General features: G+C 38.3%; 14 protein-coding genes. 6 read left to right on the top strand and 8 right to left on the bottom strand.

What is annotated here, in order from left to right; genetic code table 11:
- From AWW73_RS07960 to rimI, 4 genes are all read left to right on the top strand, one after another.
- A partial coding sequence (locus AWW73_RS07960; protein ID WP_240491652.1) for an EF-Tu C-terminal domain-related protein occupies window positions 1–426 on the top strand: 426 nt, incomplete at its 5' end.
- Between the two features lie 204 nt (window positions 427–630).
- Window positions 631–1,512 carry a metal-dependent hydrolase gene (locus AWW73_RS07955; protein ID WP_016144516.1) on the top strand — a complete coding sequence of 294 codons (882 nt, stop codon included), beginning with the start codon at window positions 631–633 and terminating at the stop codon, window positions 1,510–1,512.
- Between the two features lie 240 nt (window positions 1,513–1,752).
- Window positions 1,753–2,628 carry a metal-dependent hydrolase gene (locus AWW73_RS07950; RefSeq protein WP_002121736.1) on the top strand — a complete coding sequence of 292 codons (876 nt, stop codon included), beginning with the start codon at window positions 1,753–1,755 and terminating at the stop codon, window positions 2,626–2,628.
- A 108-nt stretch (window positions 2,629–2,736) separates the two neighbouring features.
- On the top strand, window positions 2,737–3,198 hold the full coding sequence (rimI, locus tag AWW73_RS07945) for a ribosomal protein S18-alanine N-acetyltransferase (protein WP_062849329.1): 462 nt from the start codon (window positions 2,737–2,739) through the stop codon (window positions 3,196–3,198).
- Here the strand turns inward: rimI and AWW73_RS07940 are convergent.
- The 3 genes from AWW73_RS07940 to trxB form a co-directional block, all read right to left on the bottom strand.
- Window positions 3,184–3,999, bottom strand: coding sequence for an arginyltransferase (locus tag AWW73_RS07940; RefSeq protein ID WP_004703325.1), 816 nt, complete (start codon window positions 3,997–3,999; stop codon window positions 3,184–3,186). The genes rimI and AWW73_RS07940 overlap by 15 nt on opposite strands.
- 18 nt (window positions 4,000–4,017) lie before the next feature.
- Complete coding sequence (gene aat, locus AWW73_RS07935; RefSeq protein WP_032063410.1) at window positions 4,018–4,749, bottom strand: leucyl/phenylalanyl-tRNA--protein transferase; 732 nt, start codon at window positions 4,747–4,749, stop codon at window positions 4,018–4,020.
- Between the two features lie 122 nt (window positions 4,750–4,871).
- Window positions 4,872–5,819 carry a thioredoxin-disulfide reductase gene (gene trxB, locus AWW73_RS07930; protein ID WP_062849328.1) on the bottom strand — a complete coding sequence of 316 codons (948 nt, stop codon included), beginning with the start codon at window positions 5,817–5,819 and terminating at the stop codon, window positions 4,872–4,874.
- A gap of 269 nt (window positions 5,820–6,088) precedes the next feature.
- Between trxB and AWW73_RS07925 the strand changes: the two genes are divergently transcribed.
- Window positions 6,089–9,139, top strand: a complete 3,051-nt coding sequence (locus AWW73_RS07925) for a DNA translocase FtsK (protein WP_062849327.1) — start codon at window positions 6,089–6,091, stop codon at window positions 9,137–9,139.
- 152 nt (window positions 9,140–9,291) lie between these two features.
- A complete protein-coding gene (gene rhtC / locus AWW73_RS07920; RefSeq protein WP_031947563.1) occupies window positions 9,292–9,912 on the top strand; it encodes a threonine export protein RhtC in 621 nt (206 codons plus the stop codon).
- A gap of 70 nt (window positions 9,913–9,982) precedes the next feature.
- Here rhtC and AWW73_RS07915 read toward each other — a convergent pair whose 3' ends face one another.
- The 5 genes from AWW73_RS07915 to minC all read right to left on the bottom strand — a co-directional run bounded on the left by AWW73_RS07915 (window position 9,983) and on the right by minC (window position 12,905).
- Window positions 9,983–10,507: a hypothetical protein gene (locus AWW73_RS07915; protein ID WP_062849326.1), complete on the bottom strand. Its 525-nt coding sequence runs from the start codon at window positions 10,505–10,507 to the stop codon at window positions 9,983–9,985.
- Between the two features lie 144 nt (window positions 10,508–10,651).
- Window positions 10,652–10,939, bottom strand: coding sequence for a PA4642 family protein (locus AWW73_RS07910; protein WP_002121755.1), 288 nt, complete (start codon window positions 10,937–10,939; stop codon window positions 10,652–10,654).
- An 83-nt stretch (window positions 10,940–11,022) separates the two neighbouring features.
- A complete protein-coding gene (gene minE / locus AWW73_RS07905; protein ID WP_000896934.1) occupies window positions 11,023–11,295 on the bottom strand; it encodes a cell division topological specificity factor MinE in 273 nt (90 codons plus the stop codon).
- Window positions 11,296–11,297: 2 nt separating this feature from the next.
- Window positions 11,298–12,110, bottom strand: coding sequence for a septum site-determining protein MinD (minD, locus tag AWW73_RS07900; protein ID WP_002121719.1), 813 nt, complete (start codon window positions 12,108–12,110; stop codon window positions 11,298–11,300).
- Between the two features lie 66 nt (window positions 12,111–12,176).
- Window positions 12,177–12,905: a septum site-determining protein MinC gene (gene minC / locus AWW73_RS07895; protein ID WP_005075304.1), complete on the bottom strand. Its 729-nt coding sequence runs from the start codon at window positions 12,903–12,905 to the stop codon at window positions 12,177–12,179.
- Window positions 12,906–12,926: the final 21 nt, after the last annotated feature.

Genomic DNA, 12,926 nt, shown 5'->3' with positions numbered 1-12,926 from the left:
ACAACTGTAACTGGCGTAGAGATGTTCCGTAAACTTCTTGACGAAGGCCGTGCAGGTGAGAACTGTGGTATCTTACTTCGTGGTACTAAGCGTGAAGACGTACAACGTGGTCAAGTACTTGCTAAACCAGGTACAATCAAGCCGCACACTAAATTCGACGCAGAAGTATACGTACTTTCTAAAGAAGAAGGTGGTCGTCACACTCCATTCTTAAATGGTTACCGTCCACAGTTCTACTTCCGTACAACTGACGTAACTGGTGCAATCCAATTACAAGACGGCGTTGAAATGGTTATGCCAGGTGACAACGTTGAAATGTCAGTAGAATTAATCCACCCAATCGCAATGGACCCAGGTCTACGTTTTGCGATCCGTGAAGGTGGTCGTACTGTAGGTGCTGGTGTTGTTGCGAAAGTAACTGCATAATCACTTTCAGTGAAAAAAAGCGCTCTTTTTAGAGCGCTTTTTTTATATTTAATTGTCTAACAATCACTATAAAAGCTGGCCTTAACTGATATTTCAATGTCCTTATTTACACTTAATCCTTTTTATTAAATTTGTATGATAAGAATCAAGAAAACGAACAATAAAGTTTGAGTAACTAAGGTTACTTACTAAGGAGCTTTGGGTATGAATGCTAAAGTGAATATTACGAATCGTGCAGGTGCAAGCTTTCCAGTACGTCGTATGAATTTTGACTTTAATGATGTACCAGAATATTGGATGAATGGTTCTGCTGGACTCACACATTTTATGACTGCATTGTCAGCATTGTTTCCGGCTGGTGAGAAATTCTTTATAGATAGTGTACGAGCAGTACGTTATCACCCGGCGATTAAAGATGATGAAGCATTGCAAAAAGAGATTAGTGCTTTCATTGGGCAAGAAGCAATGCATACTCAAGAGCATGTGAACTTCAATGCTTCTGCTCAAAAGTTTGGTCACGATGTAGAAACGTTAGAGAAGTTTACCGATACAGCGATTCAAACAGCCATTAAAGCTTTCGTAAAAATTGTCAAACCTTTCGGTATGACCAAAGAAATGGTTGACTTGACTGCTACAACGGCTCTTGAGCATTTTACCGCTACTATTGCTTCGCAATTATTGGTCAATAAGCACATTCAAGAGCTTATGACAGATGAGACAATGTCAACAATGTGGTATTGGCATGCTATTGAAGAAAATGAGCATAAAGCCGTAGCTTTTGATGTATATGAAGGTGTGTTTGGTAAAGGCGTAAAAGCTTATGCTTTACGAACCAGCTCTTTAGTGTTTGCTATGACTTTAATCTTTTTGATCCAGTCATCCTTTGTGCTTCGTTTATTAAAGCAAGATAACAAGTTGAATTTAGATGAACTATCAGTAATTTATAAATACGGATATAGCCCATCTAAAGGCATTATTAGTGGTATGGCTAAAGAAATGCTAGCTTACTTTAAACCTGGCTTTCATCCAAATGACCTAGATACCGTTGGTCTATTGAAAACATGGAAAGCAAAACTAGGTTTGTAATTTAAATCTATGTTGATTTGAAAGGGCTCATGAGTAGCCCTTTTTTCTTTTTAAGTATTATTTGCTAACCATAAGTATAAGTAAGTCTATGCACCTTTATGGGGTTATTAATGACCTCATCTGATATTTCTCTGTCCTCATCTGCACTTAATTGGTACATCGAAAGACGTATGATTATAAATATTAAGAAAATAAATAAAGTTATATGTGAATTAGCTATTCACATAAAAGGAGTCTGAGATGAATGCTAAGGTAAATATTTCCAATCGTGCTGGCGCTAGTTTCCCTGTGCGTCGTATGGATTTTGAATTTGCTCAGGTCCCACGTTATTGGGCAAATTATGATGCAGCATTAACACATTTTATGACAGCATTATCGGCCCTTTTTCCAGAAGGTGAGCAGTTCTTTGTAAATAGTACGCGTGCTGTTCGAAATGATCCAAAGCTTGCTGATCCAGATCTTCAAAAAGAAATTAGTGCTTTTATTGGTCAAGAAGCAATGCATTCGAAAGAGCATTTAGCATTTAATGCTTCAGCACAGGCTTATGGTTATGATGTGCGCCATATGGAAAAGCAAACAGGAAAAGTCATTAAGATGGGTACAGCTGTTGTAACCAAATTAATGAAGCCTTTTGGCTATACTAAAGAAATGATTGATTTGACTGGAACCTGTGCGCTAGAGCATTTCACATCGACGATTGCTGCTGAACTTTTACAAAATCCTGAAATTCAGGCTATGTTCCAAGATGACACTATGTATCATTTGTGGATGTGGCATGCAGTTGAAGAAAATGAACATAAAGCTGTGGCATTTGATGTGTATACAAGTATGTATGGACAAGGTCCGAAAGCTTATTTTATGCGTTCAACAGCCTTGATTATTGCAATGGCTTTAATCTTCGCGACTCAGTCTTATTTTACCGCTAAGTTACTCAAGACTGACGATAAATTAACTTGGAAAGATACGAAGTACATGCTTAAGTTCATGTATGGTCGTAAAGGTTTTATGACTCGTCAAATTCCAGAACTACTTGATTTTTTAAGACCAAAATTTCATCCAAATGACTCGGATACCACAGCATTGCTGGCAACGTGGCGTGAAAAACTAGGCCTTTAAAAAATACTGAAAAAAAAGGACAATTTAATTGTCCTTTTTTTTGCTCGTTTTTTCTTGGGAAGTTTTTATAATAAGCACTACTTTAGAATCTTCATTGCGTTGAAACTCATGATTCGTATTATGCAAAACACTGATGTGGATATTGTTGTTCAAATTGAAAAATCAGTTCAAACACATCCGTGGTCAAAACAGCAATTTATTGAATCTTTGAACTCGTATCAATGCACAGTGATTGAGTCACAAAACAGAGTCGTTGGATTTTGTATCTTACAGCCTGTTTTAGATGAAGCGAATTTATTGCTCATGGCAATTGATCCTAAAATGCAAGGGCAGGGTTTAGGATATGAGTTATTAAACTCATCGATTGAAAAATTAGAAAATCAGCCAGTACAAATCTTTTTAGAAGTTCGTGAAAGTAACAAAGCCGCTATCGGTTTATATGAAAAAACAGGCTTTCACCAAATTGACCTGCGCCGCAATTATTATCCTATTCAAGAAGGCGGGAGGGAACACGCGGTGATTATGGTAAAAACCTGTACAGATGATTTCGCATCTTTATTTAATGATTAAATTATTCCATTCAGAAGGTAACGTTGTCATAAGAGACGTTCCTAGCTGTTGAATTTCCTCTGGTGATAATGATCTGTTTAAACGGCGCCATTGTCCATCGAGTAGAAGTTCTAAAGGCGTATATTGCGATTTATAGTTCATTTTAGCTGAGTGTGGCACCCAATAGCCTAAGTAGAGATATTCTAAACCGAGCGATTTCACATATTCGATTTGGTTTAGAATAGAGTAAACACCAAGTGATCTGCGATGCTCATCTGGGTCAAAGAATGTATAAACAGCCGATAGACCATCGTCCATTAGATCACAAGTAGAAACGCTAATTAGACGATTATCTTTCCAAAGCTCAAGAAAAAAACTATCTGTACAGCTATGTACTAAAAACTTTTCAAACTGATCTAAGCTTGGCGGAAACATATCACCATCTGCATGGCGTTCATTAATATAGCGTTCGTATAAATCATAATGAATTTGTGCTGCTTGTCGCGTAGGCAGAACAGTCATGGTGAGATCTTGATTTCGTTTCCATGCTTTTTTTTGCATGCTATTCATTTGAAAATCGGCAACTGGAACACGACAAGACAAACATTGTCTACAAAGGTGACATTCAGGGCGATAAACAAAGTCGCCACTACGGCGAAAGCCTAAACGAGAAAGTTCTGAAAGAGTGACCACATCAATTCGGTGGATGGGGTCTAAAAACACCATGCGTGCAGATTTATTTTCTAAGTAGCTGCAATCATGAGGTGGAGTAATATAATACTGCAGATCATTTAAAAGGGACTTCGGGTGATATGATTTCATGATTGGTCCCTCCTGTTATCATTCCATTAATTTTGCATCTAATGCTATTGTTTTACTTGAAAATACACGTTCTTGATACTTTTTCCAATTGATAGAGGGGTGAATAATTACATCTTGTAACGATTTTAAGTAGTCTTGACGAGAAAGTGTACTGGCTCCCAGACTAATTAAGTGACTGTTTACGAGTTGGCAGTCTATCCATGGTAGCTGATTTTCTTGTCCTATGAGCATTAATGTATAAAAAGCCATTTTTGAAACATCGGTTTCATTACTAAACATTGATTCACCAAAACACCCTTTGCCAATCGTAACACCGTATAAGCCTCCTACAAGATCCTCTTCTTGCCAGACTTCAATACTGTAACCATAACCAGCATTAAACATCTCACAGTAGCCTTGAATAATATCTTCACTAATCCATGTTTCGTCTGCATAACTTCTTGGCAAAGAGCAAGAGCGAATAACTTGTTCAAAGGCATGATTGACCGTAATGGTGTAATCGTACTTTTTCATGTTCCGAATGAGTGATTTACTTGGTTTATAGTTTTGAGGATAAATCACACAACGAGGTTCTGGGCTCCACCAACAAATAGGCTCATCTTCATTAAACCAAGGAAAAAGACCATGTGTATAAGCTTCATATAGCGTAGAGGGAGAGAGGTCCGCTCCGATACAAATTAAACCATGCCCATCAGGATCGGCTTCAATCGGGTCAGGAAAAATGAATTGGGAAAGTGGAAGTGTATTCATAAAAATAAAATAAGATGAGCTTAAAGGTTATGCTATAAAAATTAATATATGTCAGCTAGTCATTATTTTAAAAAAACAGCCGTTATAAGAACGGCTGTTTTAAAATTCTAGAAATCTATGATTTAAAGATTATCTAGATATTTTTCTGCATCTAGAGCAGCCATACAGCCTGACCCTGCAGAAGTAATCGCTTGACGATAAATGCTGTCAGCGACATCACCAGCTGCAAAAACACCCGCTACAGAAGTTGCTGTTGCATTACCTGAAGTACCGCTTTGCACTTGGATATAACCATCACGTAAATTTAATTGACCATCAAACATTGCAGTATTTGGTTTGTGGCCAATTGCAACGAATAGGCCATGAACCTCTACGTCTTGCTTAGCACCATCTTGAGTTGATTTAAGGCGAACACTTGTTACGCCAGTATTGTCACCCAATACTTCTTCAACTTCGTGATTCCAGATAATGCTGATTTTGCCTTCTTTTTCTTTAGCAAATAAATGATCTTGCAAAATCTTTTCAGAACGTAAAGTATCACGGCGGTGTACTAAAGTTACATGTGAAGCAATATTTGATAGATAAAGTGCTTCTTCAACAGCAGTGTTACCACCACCAACAACCATTACTTTTTGGTTTTTGTAGAAGAAACCATCACATGTTGCACATGCGCTGACACCTTGGCCCATAAATTTTTGTTCAGACTCTAAACCAAGATATTGAGCTGTAGCACCAGTTGCAATAATCAAAGCGTCACATGTGTACTCTTCCATGTCACCTTTTAAAACAAAAGGACGTACATTTAAATCCACTTCGTTAATATGGTCATAGACGAGTTCTGTACCAAAGCGTTCAGCATGTGCTTGCATACGATCCATTAATGCAGGACCTGTTAAACCTTCAGGATCGCCCGGCCAGTTGTCAACTTCGGTTGTTGTTGTAAGTTGCCCACCTAGTTGTAAACCTGCAATTAAAGTAGGTTTAAGGTTTGCACGTGCTGCATATACAGCTGCACTATAGCCTGCAGGGCCAGAACCGAGAATAATTAACCGAGAATGACGAACACTCATTGAGGGTATCCTTATTTATTTCGAGAATTTTGAAAATTATACGTGAATTTACCGACCAATAGCGTGAAATCGATGTGGATAATATTGATCAGGTCAATCGAATTAAGTTATATAACAATATAGAAGTGCCTTATGTTAACAACAACTGTAAAGAATCATGCACCTTTTTTGTAAGAACAAGTGCATAATATAAAGTTCATTCGTTGAAGATCTAAAATGTAGTTCTTCACATCTCTAAACCAATAATTAAATGGGTTACAGGACAGTATATGACTGCGGTGTCAAGTGTTTATGCACAGCGCTTATTGATGACATTATTCTTGGTTTCTTTTGGTATTTATATGTTCCTCGCGACAGTAACATATACACCATTTGATCCGGGCTGGATGCATATTTCCAGTGATACTCAGCAAGTATCCAATGCAAGTGGTATTGCTGGCGCATGGATTGCAGATTTGCTGTTTGGTTTTTTAGGATGGGCAAGTTTGCTTATTCCAATTTTCCTTTTCATTGAAGCAATTCAGGTTTGGTGGCCACGTAGTTTCTTAAACCGCCCATTTCGTTATGCTGCACAATTCTTCTTAATTTTAGTTGTATCTAGCCTACTTTATTTACACTGGAATGTGCCGGCAGATACTTTAGATAATGCAGCTGGGGGAATTATTGGTTATGAGTTAGGTCAAAGCCTATCTCAATTGTTAACGATTTACGGTGCAACCTTATTTTTACTGGTTTTCGGAGTAGTGTTATTTACTCTTGCATTTGGGGTGCAATGGAATAAAACATGGATTACGCTCAAAGCCACACCAAGTTATTTACAAGATTTATTTTATAAGAACGTATCTCCGAATGAGTCGGATTATGATTTAACAACGCAACCTGCTAACAAGGCGGCTGCGGTTAAAGTTGCACAAAATTCTGAAATAAATGTGAATACTCCAGATGAGAAAGAAGCACCAGTTCCATCTGAAACAGCTCAACCGCAAACAACAACACGACATGATGCAGTTGCTGAGCGTTTATTTGCAGACGTGCTAGCGAAAGAGCAGAGCCGTCCTGAACCTGTAGTAGATACACCAATTACAAACACTCAAAACTTTGAGCATACGCTTGAACAGGCCCATAAACTTGAACGAGATAGCCAACGTTTAGTTGCGACTGGTGAAGTATGGCGTGCTTTACAGCGTGATGATGCGAGTCATAAGCAAGAAATTGATGCACTTTTAAGAGCAGCTGATGATTCGACAGAGATAGAGCAAGTGCCTGCTCGTGAGCAATTTCAGCAAACAATTTCTCAAGTCAATCAGACTCAGCCTACATCTAAACAAGACTTACATGGTCTTGATTGGAATGATGATGAGATTTTTGATGAACTGCTTGCTGCGGTTCCAAACAGTAAAACTGCAACAGATGTACATACACCGTTTGTTCAAGATCAACATATAGAAGCAGAACCAACTTCGCAATCCGTTAATATTGCGAGTGAAACATCTTCAAATATTTCAAATTTAAATCAGTCACCTAAAAATTTGTCAAACGAACAAATTTTTGAAGATTTTGATGATTTATTAATAGATGAAGACATTGCTCCAGTAGAGTCTGTAAGAGTAAGTAGTTATGCGCAATCTTCAGCATTTGTAAAAGCTCCTATCCAAACGACTATTCAGGCCGACAAACTTTCAAAAGAAGAGTTTATTGAAGCTTGGCAGGAGACTGCTGGAAAACCGCAGGAAAATTCTGATTTTGATGAAGACGATTTCGATTTTGATGCGCCGTTAACAGATGCATCAGGCCGCCCAATGTCTCGTGCAATGCAAGTTGCTAAGAAGCGTTTGGATTTACCAACTTTACCGGGCCTTGACCTACTTGATAAGGTCGATCCGAATAAGAAAGTCAACTTTACTGAAGAGCAACTTTCACGTTTGTCTGAATTGCTTGAAATTAAATTGCAAGAATTTAACGTTAAAGCACAGGTGGTAGAGGCTCAACCAGGACCAGTTGTAACTCGCTTTGAGTTAGATTTGGCGCCGGGTGTTAAAGCTTCTAAGGTAACGAATATCTCGCGTGACTTGGCGCGTTCAATGTCGATGGCATCTGTCCGTGTGGTGGAAGTCATTCCTGGTAAACCATATATTGGTATTGAAGTGCCAAACAGTGCCCGTGAAATGGTACGTTTGATTGAGTTGTTGGAAACACCGACATATCGAGACCCAAGTGCATTAATTAGTATGGCGATGGGTAAAGATATTTCAGGTAATCCTGTACTCACTGATTTAGCGAAAGCACCACATATGTTGGTTGCTGGTACGACAGGTTCTGGTAAATCGGTTGCGGTCAACTCGATGATTTTATCGATGTTACTTAAATATACGCCTGACCAATTACGTTTAATTTTAATCGATCCAAAGCAGTTGGAACTTGCAAACTATAATGATATTCCACATTTATTAACTCCAGTCGTTACTGACATGAAAGATGCGGTAAGTGCTTTGAACTGGTGTGTGAATGAAATGGAGCGTCGTTATAAACTTATGTCGTTCTTGAAAATTCGTAAATTAAGTGACTACAACCGTAAAGTTGAAGAAGCGATTGCGAATGGTGAAGACTTAATTGATCCGACTTGGAAGCCAAGTGATTCTGCGACACAAGAACGAGCACCTCGTTTAACACCATTACCATCTATTGTGATTGTTGCGGATGAGTTCGCCGACATGATTATGCAAGTGGGTAAAAAAGCAGAGGAAATGATTACCCGTTTGGCGCAAAAATCTCGTGCTGCCGGTATTCACCTATTGCTTGCAACTCAACGTCCATCTGTTGATGTTATTACCGGTTTGATTAAAGCCAATATTCCAACGCGTGTAGCATTACGTGTAAACAGTAAAATTGACTCGCGCACAATTTTGGATGCAGGTGGCGCAGAAGATTTGCTTGGTCATGGTGATATGCTGTTCTTAGGCCCTGGTAAAATTGAGCCAGAACGTGTGCATGGTGCATTCATTAGTGATGATGAAGTAAACCGTATCTGTGACGCTTGGCGTGAGCGTGGTGAGCCCGACTATATTGATGAAATCTTGACTCCATTTGATGAGGAGCCAGCATCACGTGGCTTTGAAGAGGGTGAGGGTGGTTCTGACCGAGATGCACTCTATGACCAGTGTGTGTCATTCGTTCTCGAGACTCGAAAAGCGTCTACATCTTCGCTACAGCGCAAGTTTAGCCTTGGTTATAACCGTGCCGCTCGTATCATTGATCAAATGGAAGAGAACGGCATTGTGAGCTCAATGGGCCCTAATGGTAAACGGGATATTCTAGTTTAAGACAATATCATTTAAGCCTCTTCGGAGGCTTTTTTTATAACTTAAATAAAAGTGGACCTATTGATAAATGACTTAAAGATTTTATCGTCTAGTAAAAAATGCTAATGTATTTTCCCTAAATAAATAACAATGAATTAAATCAGGAGAAAGACATGTTATTAGCTCTGATTACTTTAGCCTTTATCCACTTTTGCGCACTTATTACTCCCGGGCCTGATTTTTTTCTTGTATCTCAAACTGCCATTAGTCGTTCTCGTAAAGATGCTATGCTAGTTGTTGCTGGTATAACGGCAGGTGTTATGTTTTGGGCTTGTTTGGCACTGATGGGATTAAATCTTATCTTTGAAAAAATGGCTTGGTTAAAGCAAGGGTTGCTCATTGCTGGTGGCTTATATCTATGCTGGTTGGGCTATCAGATGCTACGTTCGGCTTTTTCAAAAAATCAGCAAGAGGGCAATGTTGCTGTTGAGCTCCCAAAAGCACCTTACTTATTTTTTATTAAAGGCCTGATAACCAATCTATCAAATCCGAAAGCGGTTATTTATTTTGGTAGTGTTTTCTCTTTATTTTTAGCCAATCCTCAACTTGATCAGGTTCACTGGCTACTCTTTATTATCGTCACAGTCGAAACAATTTTATGGTTCTGCTTTGTGACTTTTATTTTTTCATTACCGAGTTTCAGAGCAGCTTATCGTAATTTTTCAAAATGGATTGATGGTATTTCGGGTGGCATTTTTACCGTATTTGGCATTTTCCTGATTGGCAATCGATAAGCCTAGATAAGAAAAAAGCCTCTTTAAGAGGCTTTTTTAATGAGTAAATTTTAGATTGCTTGTATTGGGCTTATATAAAAAAACTGATAAAAATCAGTAGCCACATGATAGATCCTATAATAATTAAAATGATTTGAGGTGTATTGAATTTTTCTTGCTCAATTGTCGTATTTAATTGTTTTTGTGCATAGTTCAACGCTTTAAAGGCTGGGATTAAAAATATAATGCTGCAGAGAGAGATAAGCCAGTAAGGATCAGGTAGGCGAACCAGTAAAGATGTAATGAGATATCCTAGATACATCCAACCTGAAGAGAAATCATTTGGATACCCTTGTTCTTTTGCATATTTTTTTATGTGATTAAATAGTGAATATAAAAAGAGTATAGAAAAAATTGCACGAGCAGCGGGCATAATATTTAAATTATCTTTGATTAGAAAAAATCGCCATGCTTTAAACATCCACCAAATTGGGTATAAGCCCAAGGAAATTATGGATAGAAAGATAATCTTATTAACACTAATAATTTTTAAATTTTCTATATGATTTGATTGGATGGGTTGAGTTTGTCTTAAATTAACAGATTCTGGGTTCATAAATTTATATTTAGAATGAAATGGTGTTTATGACTTTAAGATTATTTGTAATAAATGTAAATAATTTAGGTAATTGAATAAACCACATAATCTATTTCTTAAGTTTTACTAAAATAAATTATGCAGTTTTATTCAATAGAAAAACTAAGCAAACTTTGCTAGAACTTCTAAAAATGGTGCCGATTGACGCGGAAACTTAGCAATTACGTCGTGGATGCGTTGGCCTTCAGGGTCTTTGGCATTAATATCGCGTCCGTCTGCAATAAATTGCGTTAGTAGTCGCTCATAGTCTGTTGGGCGCATATGTTTGAAAGCATGGTAGAGCACATGAAAATCTGCATTCACACCACTTGGAGGAAGTTGGTTGAGGTAGGCAAAAACACGCTCATCGGACCATTCTTCATTGAAAGTTGCTGGCTGTGATAATGCCATGACAATCTCCTCATTTTAAAAAAGGCAAAATAACTTGCGTTATTTTGCCTTGATTCTGATTTATTGAATAGTCAGAAATAGAATTATCGTTCTTCAGGTAAATTGATATTCATTTCTAACATTTCGATATTAGCTTCAGAGCGAACTTGCATTTGAATATGCTGTTCACCTACACCGCTAACATAACGACTAACCACCTGCATGATTTCTTTTTTCATCTGATCAATTTTGTCTTGGCTTAAACGACGGCCTAAACCTTGTTCAGAAGCAACAATAACTTTCAAACGATCTTTGGCAGTTTGAGCACTTGATGGTTTTTCTTCGCTGCTAAATAATTTACTCCAGAATCCTGCCATATCTACGCTCCAAATAGTCGTGCTAACCAGCCTTTAGGTTGAGCTGTGATGTGTCGATAAGGACGGTCTTCGCCAAGGAAGCGTGCAACCAAATCATCATACCCCTGACCAGCTTTAGTTTCTGAATACAGAATAACTGGCTTACCCTCGTTTGATGCTTGTAATACACTTGGACATTCTGGAATAACACCTAATGTCGGTACGCGTAAAATATCTTTAGAAATATCATCAATTGTCAGCATTTCCTGACGGTCAGCACGTTCCGGGTTAAAACGTGTAATACATAAATGTTTACGTATGCGCCCTTCGTTGTGTTCAACTTTCTTGGTTTTGCTATCTAACATACCAATAATACGGTCAGAGTCACGTACTGAAGAGATTTCAGGGTTTGTTACAATAATTGCTTCATCTGCATGATACATGGCTAAAATCGCGCCACGCTCGATCCCTGCAGGTGAGTCACAAATGATGTAATCAAATTCTTGAGATAGCTCATCAATAACACGAGCAACACCTTCGTCGCTCAACGCATCTTTATCACGTGTTTGTGAAGCCGGTAAAATATAAAGGTTTTCGATATCTTTATCGCGAATAAGGGCTTGCTGCAGACGTGCTTCATTATTAATAACATTAACAAAATCATAAACAACACGACGCTCACAACCCATAATCAAATCAAGGTTACGTAAGCCTACATCAAAATCAATCACAACAGTTTTATGACCACGAAGGGCTAAACCTGTTGCAAAAGATGCGCTCGTTGTAGTTTTACCTACACCACCTTTGCCTGATGTTACGACAACAATTTTGGCCACCGAATCCACTCCTATTATGGTCATACACCCTTAAAAGGGCTGTTTTTTGGTGATTTGCTTAATAAATTAAAGTTCTAGAGCTTCAAATTCAAGCTCTTGCTTTTCATTTAAATAAATATGTACTGGTTTTTTTACCACATGTTTAGGGATATCATCTGCGACACAATACGTTCCGGCAATGGAAACGAGCTCAGCCTCTAAAGATTGGCAAAAAATGCGTGCAGCTGCGTGCCCGCCCGCACCAGCAATGACTCTACCACGAACTGTGCCATAAATATGTATATTTCCTGAAGCGATCACCTCGGAACCACTATTCATGCCAGCCTTTAAAATAATATCGCCGTTATCTTGTACAAGGGATTGGCCTGTACGCAAAATTTCATCATGATAAGAGGTAATATGAGCGACCGCTATCTTGTTTAGTGGTTTTTTTGTTTCTGCTGAAGACGAGGCAGGGGCGGTAGCAGGTTTTTCCACAATAGCAACTTGTTCAGCTGTCGCTTTAATGCGCTGTAAGGGTTGATCTGCCGGTAAAACAGGGAATTGAATAGCGCGAGCTTCATCTCCTAAAATACCGTCGATTACCGCCATTGGTTGTAAACCTAAGCTCACCAGAAGTTGAATTAATGCAATTAATTCTTGCTCAACTGTACTGTCAATAATCACTAAAGTTCCCTGATAGGAACCTTCATTTAAAATATTTGATAATTGCTGGCGGATCACATCATGATCATTGGTATCGAAGGTTATCCTGCTAAAGTTAACCATTCTGCCGGTAATCCGTATATCAGCCATAAGTCTTCCTTCAAGGCGTTA

The organism is Acinetobacter lactucae, assembly GCF_001605885.1.
GTDB classification, from domain to species: Bacteria; Pseudomonadota; Gammaproteobacteria; order Pseudomonadales; family Moraxellaceae; genus Acinetobacter; species Acinetobacter lactucae.
Note: the sequence above shows the minus strand (reverse complement) of the source record. Positions and strands in the feature narration are given on the sequence as shown.

What these genes read in the sequence shown, in the direction of transcription:
- AWW73_RS07950 (WP_002121736.1), top strand. Translation starts at nt 1,753, where the DNA reads ATGAATGCTAAGGTAAATATTTCCAATCGTGCTGGCGCTAGTTTCCCT.
- AWW73_RS07940 (WP_004703325.1), bottom strand. Translation starts at nt 3,999, where the DNA reads ATGAAATCATATCACCCGAAGTCCCTTTTAAATGATCTGCAGTATTAT.
- trxB (WP_062849328.1), bottom strand. Translation starts at nt 5,819, where the DNA reads ATGAGTGTTCGTCATTCTCGGTTAATTATTCTCGGTTCTGGCCCTGCA.
- minC (WP_005075304.1), bottom strand. Translation starts at nt 12,905, where the DNA reads ATGGCTGATATACGGATTACCGGCAGAATGGTTAACTTTAGCAGGATA.
- AWW73_RS07910 (WP_002121755.1), bottom strand. Translation starts at nt 10,939, where the DNA reads ATGGCATTATCACAGCCAGCAACTTTCAATGAAGAATGGTCCGATGAG.
- aat (WP_032063410.1), bottom strand. Translation starts at nt 4,749, where the DNA reads ATGAATACACTTCCACTTTCCCAATTCATTTTTCCTGACCCGATTGAA.
- rimI (WP_062849329.1), top strand. Translation starts at nt 2,737, where the DNA reads ATGATTCGTATTATGCAAAACACTGATGTGGATATTGTTGTTCAAATT.
- rhtC (WP_031947563.1), top strand. Translation starts at nt 9,292, where the DNA reads ATGTTATTAGCTCTGATTACTTTAGCCTTTATCCACTTTTGCGCACTT.
- AWW73_RS07915 (WP_062849326.1), bottom strand. Translation starts at nt 10,507, where the DNA reads ATGAACCCAGAATCTGTTAATTTAAGACAAACTCAACCCATCCAATCA.
- AWW73_RS07925 (WP_062849327.1), top strand. Translation starts at nt 6,089, where the DNA reads ATGACTGCGGTGTCAAGTGTTTATGCACAGCGCTTATTGATGACATTA.
- minE (WP_000896934.1), bottom strand. Translation starts at nt 11,295, where the DNA reads ATGGCAGGATTCTGGAGTAAATTATTTAGCAGCGAAGAAAAACCATCA.
- AWW73_RS07955 (WP_016144516.1), top strand. Translation starts at nt 631, where the DNA reads ATGAATGCTAAAGTGAATATTACGAATCGTGCAGGTGCAAGCTTTCCA.